Origin of the sequence: Mesorhizobium sp. M7A.F.Ca.ET.027.03.2.1 (assembly GCF_003999175.1) — a bacterium.
Taxonomy (GTDB): Bacteria; Pseudomonadota; Alphaproteobacteria; order Rhizobiales; family Rhizobiaceae; genus Mesorhizobium.
This window is the reverse complement of record NZ_RZOM01000291.1, coordinates 1-6,128: the sequence shown is the minus strand read 5'-3', so window position 1 is coordinate 6,128 and position 6,128 is coordinate 1. Positions and strand designations below refer to the sequence as shown.

The window sequence follows — 6,128 nt, the reverse complement described above, 5'->3', positions numbered from 1 at the left end:
GATCACAACAGGGTCAATGAAGGAGCCCCGCCGGTATTGGCTCCTCTCGTGCGATCGTGCCGCCTTGAGTGTATCGTTTTAATACAATCGGCGATTGGTAGACTTGCACCACGGATAGGCAGTTAGTTTCAGCGTCAGGAAAAAAGGGGGGAAATGCCTCGCACTGGGAGAAAACGATGTCCGTACAAAAAGGCGACTTTCGAACCAACAGAGCCGACTACGTGATTGCCGCGATGCATGGCGGAGTGACCGCCGACGACAGCGTTCGAGACGAGAACCTGGCAAGGAGAAAGAAGTCCCTTTGGCTGAAGGAGCGGCGATCGGCCAAGTCGGCTGAGAACCCGTTGGACAGTTCGCCGCTGTCCAAAAGAAGCCCTCGCGGTTAGCGGTCTACAATCCACTTCCGCGATCACACCATATCCGCACACAACCCACTCGCCCATATTGCAGGCGCCGCCGTCGGTGTTGACTAACTCCGACGGCGGCCTAATTCGTGGCGAAACGACCTCCGTTCTTTTGAGAAGACGGCGGGACTAAGGTCTTGCGTTGTAGACGCAAAGGTCCGAGTGGTCCTGTTAGGTTCCGGAAATGTCTGTTGGACGTTCCGCTATTTTATCCAATTGAAATGTAGCGTTACCTGTATTTCCCGCCCGACATCGGCGCCTCATACGGCTGCCCGCCGCCCGGCTGAGTCCCCCTCAGCCGATGCGATCACCGCTTTTCAGATCGAACAGATGCAATTGGTCTGGTTCGACAACCAACCTCACCTCGTCGCCGGGCTTCACGCCGGCACGGCCCATGGCAAAGACGCAAAGCTGCTGGCTGGCCAGCTTGACGTAGAACTGCGTCGAAAGGCCGAGAGGCTCGACCACACCCACCTCCCCCTTCAACGCGCCCTCATCCGCCAACTTGATATGCTCGGGCCGCAGACCGACGGTGATGGCGTCACCGTCCGTCAGCGGCAGGCCTTCCGGCAAGCGCAGCACCTGGCCATCGGCCAGTACGGCCTCACCACCGTTGCGAACCATCGCCGGCAGGAAATTCATGCCGGGGGAACCGATGAAACCGGCGACGAACATGTTGGCCGGCCGATCATAGAGATCGAGCGGTGCGCCGACCTGCTGGATCAACCCGTCATGCATGACGACGATCCGGTCGGCCATGGTCATCGCCTCGATCTGGTCATGCGTGACATAAACCGATGTCGTCTTCAGCTGCTGATGCAGCGCCTTGATCTCGGCGCGCATATGGACGCGCAGCTTGGCGTCGAGGTTCGACAGCGGCTCGTCGAACAGGAAAACCTTGGGATCGCGCACTATGGCACGCCCCATGGCGACGCGCTGGCGCTGGCCGCCGGACAGTTGCCGCGGCAGGCGCTGCAGGAACGTGTCGAGCCCGAGCCGCTTGGCGGCGCCGTCCACCCTGGCGTCGATCGTCGTTTTCTCCGCCTTCTTCAGGAGCAGGCTGAAGCCCCTGTTCTTCGACACGTCCATATGCGGCTAGAGCGCGTAGGACTGGAAAACCATGGCGATGTCGCGGTCCTTGGGTGCCACGTCGTTGACCAGCCGCTCGCCGATGCGGATCTCGCCACCGGAAGCCTCCTCCAGCCCGGCGATCATGCGCAAAAGCGTGGACTTGCCGCAGCCTGACGGCCCAACCAGGACGACGAACTCGCCATCGGCGATTTGAAGGTCGACCGCGTGTAGGACACGGACGGCGCCATAGTCCTTGCGGACCTTTTCGAGCGTAACAGAGGCCATCGATCTATCCTTTGACGGCGCCGGCGGTCAGGCCGGTGACGAGATAGCGTTGCAGGAAGGCGAAGAAGATGCAGACCGGGATCAGCGCCAGGATGGATGCCGCCATCATCTGTCCCCAGTCGACGGCGAACTTGCCGATAAAGGTGAGCAGGCCGACGGCGAAGGTCTTCTGGTCGTCGCTGGAAATCAGCATCAGCGCGAACAGAAGCTCGCTCCAGGCGGCGGTGAAGACGAAGCCGAGCGTCGCGCCCATGCCGGGCAGCGTCAGCGGCACGATCACCTTGCGCATGGCCTGCGCGCGGGTGCAGCCGTCGATCATCGCGGCCTCTTCCAAATCCTTGGGGATGCCGTCGAAGAACGACTGCATCAGGAAGGTGGCAAAGGCCGTGTTGAAGGCGGTGTAGATGATGATCAGCCCGGTCAGGCTGTTGATCAGGCCGATCTGCCCCATCACGCGGTAGATCGGCGGAATGACCATCACCAGCGGAAAAGTCTGGGTGAGCAGCAACATCAGCGCCAGGGCTGCCTTGCCGCGAAAGGTGAAGCGCGACATGGCATAGCCGGCGAGCGTGGCGATGATCGTCACCAGTGCCGCCGTCGAGACCGAGACGATGACGCTGTTGAGGAAATAGCGCGGAAAATCGGTCGTCTCGAGCACGGTGACGAAGTTCTGCAGCGTCATGTGCGATGGCCAGAAGGTGATGCCTTCGGAATAGAGCAGCCGCTCCGGCGTGACCGAGATCTTCAGCGTCCAGTAGATCGGGAACAGGGAAAAGAACACGTAGGCCGCGATTGCCGCGTAGAGGCCGATGCCGCCGAAGAAGCGCTGCGAGGCTGTGCGTCCTGCGATCATCAGACGTGCCTCACCAGCGTGCGACGGATGCCGATCAGGGCGATCGCATAGGCGATGAGCAGGATCAGCAACAGCACCGCCACCGCCGAGGCATAGCCCTTGTCCAGCGATTTGAAGGCGCTGACATAGATGTAGACCGGCACCGTGTTGGTCGAGCCGGCCGGCCCGCCCTCCGTCATCACGAAGATCAGGTCGGCGAAGGTGGCGATCCAGATGGTGCGCAACATCACGGTGATGGCGATGGTCGGCGCCAGAAACGGCAGCGTCACCTTGGTGAAGCGCTGCCAGGGCGAGGCTCCATCGATAGCCGCTGCCTCATGCAGTTCCGATGGAATGGATTTCAGTGCCGCCAAGAGGGTGATGGCAAAGAACGGAATGCCGAACCAGATATTGGCGACGATCGGCCCCCACATGGCGGTAGAGGGATCAGACAGCACATTGGTTGGCTGGGCTTTCAGCCCCAACGCAAACAGCCAGTGCGGCAGCGGGCCGATGATCGGATTGAACAGCCAGGCCCAGGTCAGGCCTGACAGGAAGGACGGCACCGCCCAAGGCAGGAAGACCAGGGCTTGTACTGCCTTGCGGCCGCGAAACGGCTTGTCGAGCAGGAGCGCCAGGCCAAGGCCGAGGAAGAACTGGAAGAAAAGGCTGGCGACGGTCCACCACAACGTGTTGACCAGCGCCTGCCCCAGCACCTGATCCGACAGCATCGCCTGATACTGCCCGAGCCCGACATATTCGGACTTGAACGCTGAGAATTTGCGGAAGGAGTAGCTGATGCCGATGACCAGCGGCACCAAAAGCACGACGACCAGCAGGATGATCGCCGGGCTGAGATAGAGCCATGGCTCGATGGCGGCGTGGGATAGCCGCTTGCGACGCGGCTTGCCGGCGGATCGTATTTCGGACACGGCGTAGGTCATTGGCTGAGGATCGGCTCCCTGGAGCGGCGTCTGGAACAGCGTCCTTCTCCCCGTTCACGGGGAGAAGATGCCGGCAGGCAGATGAGGGGCAGCGCGAACCAATCGAGGCATAGCGCCGCCCCTCATCCGACCCTATCGGGCCACCTTCTCCCCGTAGAACGGGGAGGAGGAAAAAGAGGCGCTTACTTCTTGTTCTTCGCCAGCCAGTCCTGCTGTTCCTTGGTCAGGAAGGCAGCCCATTGGTCGGCGACGTCCTTGGCCGTCTTCTGGCCAAGCAGCACTTCCTGAAAATTCTTGATCGCCACCTGGTCGACGAAATTGCCGAGGTTCTCCAGATGCGTCGGCGGGGTGACCATTTCATATTTGGAGCTGTCGCTGAGCTCCGTGAACCAGCCCTTGAACTGCTCCGTCTTGAAATGGGGATCCTGGTCGGCGCCGTTGTGGATCGGGACGACGCCGACTTCCTTGGCCCATTCCAGATTGTCCTTCGGCGACAGAAGCGTCGCCATCAGCTTCCAGGCGTCGTCCTTGTGCTGCGAGTTGGCAAACATCGCCCAGCCGGCATAGCCCAGCGTCGGATAGGATTTGCCGCTCGGCCCGACCGGCAAAGGCGCCACGGCGAAATCGTCCGCGCTCATCTTGTCGGCGATGCCGAGCAGCGCGTCCGGATCCTGGTTGAGCATGGCACAGGTGCCGGAATAGAAGCCGGTGACCGTTTCGTTGAAACCCCAGCTCACCGCATCCTTCGGCGCCAATCCGTCCTTGTACATGTCGGCCAGCATCTGCAGGCCCTTGACCGAGCCTTCTTCGTTGATCGTCGAAGTGCCGTCCTCGTTGAAGTAGCCGCCCTTGCCGGCAGCAATGTTCATGAACATGTGCATGCCGTTGAAGGCGCCCGGCCCGCCGCGCAGGCAGTAGCCGTACTTCCCCGGGAGCGCGGAAATCTTCTTGGAATCGGCGATGAAATCGTCGAGCGTCGCCGGCGGTCCGTCGAGGCCGGCCTCCTTGAACAGCTTCTTGTTCCAGAACAGCGCGTTCACATAGTAGCCGTAGGGGATCATGAACTGAGTGTTGTTGACGGTCGAGCCGAACTGCTTGGCGCGGTCGCCGAGCGTCTTGGCATCATCCCATTTGGCCATATAGGGGCCGAGATCCTCGAGCTGGGCATTGTTGGCATAGAGGCCCATCCAGCGTTCCGGCATTTCGACGATGTCAGGCGTATCGCCGGCCTGCACCATGGTCAGAAATTTCTCGAACGCCTGGCCCCAGGGCAGCGAGATAAGCTCGACCTTGATGCCCGGATTGGCTGTTTCGAATTCGGCGATCTGCTTCTTCAGGAATTCGGTGCGCGGCGGGCTGGTGATGACTTCGACCATTTTCAGGGTCGAGTCGGCCACGGCATTTCCGGCGGAAATCGCCAGCCCCGCAACGGTGGCCAGCATGACGGTCAGTTTTTTCATGTTCAAGACTCCCATTTTGAACCCGCTTGTTATTTTCTGGCTTTTTCGAAGGCCTGGGCGACGTCAGCCCACAGGTCTTCGACACTCTCCAATCCGACATTGAAGCGGATGGTTCGGGGGCTGACGCCGAAGCGCGCCATCGAATTCAGGCCCGGCGTCTGCTCCAGCGACGCCTTGGCCGGTACGACCAGGCTTTCATGCCCGCCCCAGCTGACGCCGATGCGGAAATATTTCAGTGCGTCGACGAAGACGGGGATGTCGATCTCGTCCGTCACCTCGAAGGAGAACAGACCGGCATAGCCGGCCAGCGTCGCCTTGCCCGGGTGGTTCGAATAGATGGGGTGGTTGACCCGCTCGACACTGGCATGCGCCTTCAGCCGTTCGGCGATGGTCAGGCCGCTCTTCATGTGGTGCGGCAGGCGCAGCGGCAGCGTGCGCAGGCCGCGCAGCAACAGCCACGCCTCGAACGGTGACAGCTTGCCGCCGAGATAGGAATAGGTCTGCTCGTTGATGTGCTTGATATGAGCAGCCGAACCCGCCACCACGCCCGCGACGGTGTCGCTGTGGCCGCCAAGGTATTTCGAGGCCGAATGCAGCACCAGGTCGACGCCATGCGTGATCGGCTTCTGGAACACCGGCGTCGCCCAGGAATTGTCGATCGTGGTGACGATGCCCTGTTCCTTGGCCAACCGTGTCAGATGCGCGATGTCCTGCAACTCGAACATCATCGAGGTCGGGCTTTCCAGATAAAGTAGCTTGGCGCCGGGAAGTGCCGCCGCGACCGCATCCGGGTCGGAGCCGTCGACATAATCGACCTTGATGTTGAGCCGCGGCAACAACCGCTCGAACAGCCGGTAGGCATCGCCATAGCAATTGCGCACCGCCACGATGCGCTCGCCTGCCCCAACGAACGCAAGCACCGTGGCGCTGATCGCCGCCATGCCACTGGAAAAGCCGCGCGCTGCTTCTGCGCCTTCGAGCGCGGCGACACGCGCCTCGAACTCCATCACCGTCGGATTGTCGCCACGCGAGTAGATCGGCTGCTTTCGTTTGCCGGCAAAGGTATCGGCCATCTCGGCATAGTTGGCGAAGGTGAACAGCGAGGTCTGGTAGATCGGCGGCACCACCGCAC

The 6,128-nt window shown here is 61.3% G+C and carries 4 protein-coding genes and 1 pseudogene; all 5 read right to left on the bottom strand.

Annotation, left to right across the window (positions count from 1 at the left end):
• Nucleotides 1–698: 698 nt before the first annotated feature.
• Nucleotides 699–1,760 (bottom strand): annotated as a pseudogene (gene ugpC / locus EN750_RS14835) (sn-glycerol-3-phosphate ABC transporter ATP-binding protein UgpC).
• Between the two features lie 4 nt (nt 1,761–1,764).
• On the bottom strand, nt 1,765–2,613 hold the full coding sequence (locus tag EN750_RS14830; protein WP_127396861.1) for a carbohydrate ABC transporter permease: 849 nt from the start codon (nt 2,611–2,613) through the stop codon (nt 1,765–1,767).
• A complete protein-coding gene (locus tag EN750_RS14825; protein WP_127327422.1) occupies nt 2,613–3,536 on the bottom strand; it encodes a sugar ABC transporter permease in 924 nt (307 codons plus the stop codon). The genes EN750_RS14830 and EN750_RS14825 overlap by 1 nt, the downstream gene beginning before the upstream one ends.
• 182 nt (nt 3,537–3,718) lie before the next feature.
• Nucleotides 3,719–4,996 (bottom strand): sugar ABC transporter substrate-binding protein, encoded by a 1,278-nt coding sequence (locus tag EN750_RS14820; protein ID WP_127270754.1) that lies wholly within the window; start codon nt 4,994–4,996, stop codon nt 3,719–3,721.
• Nucleotides 4,997–5,025: 29 nt separating this feature from the next.
• On the bottom strand, nt 5,026–6,128 hold a 1,103-nt coding region (locus tag EN750_RS14815; protein ID WP_127396860.1), incomplete at its 5' end, for a PLP-dependent transferase.

Excerpts from the sequence above, each read along its gene's own strand:
- EN750_RS14830 (WP_127396861.1), bottom strand. The coding sequence starts at position 2,613 with ATGATCGCAGGACGCACAGCCTCGCAGCGCTTCTTCGGCGGCATCGGC.
- EN750_RS14825 (WP_127327422.1), bottom strand. The coding sequence starts at position 3,536 with ATGACCTACGCCGTGTCCGAAATACGATCCGCCGGCAAGCCGCGTCGC.
- EN750_RS14820 (WP_127270754.1), bottom strand. The coding sequence starts at position 4,996 with ATGAAAAAACTGACCGTCATGCTGGCCACCGTTGCGGGGCTGGCGATT.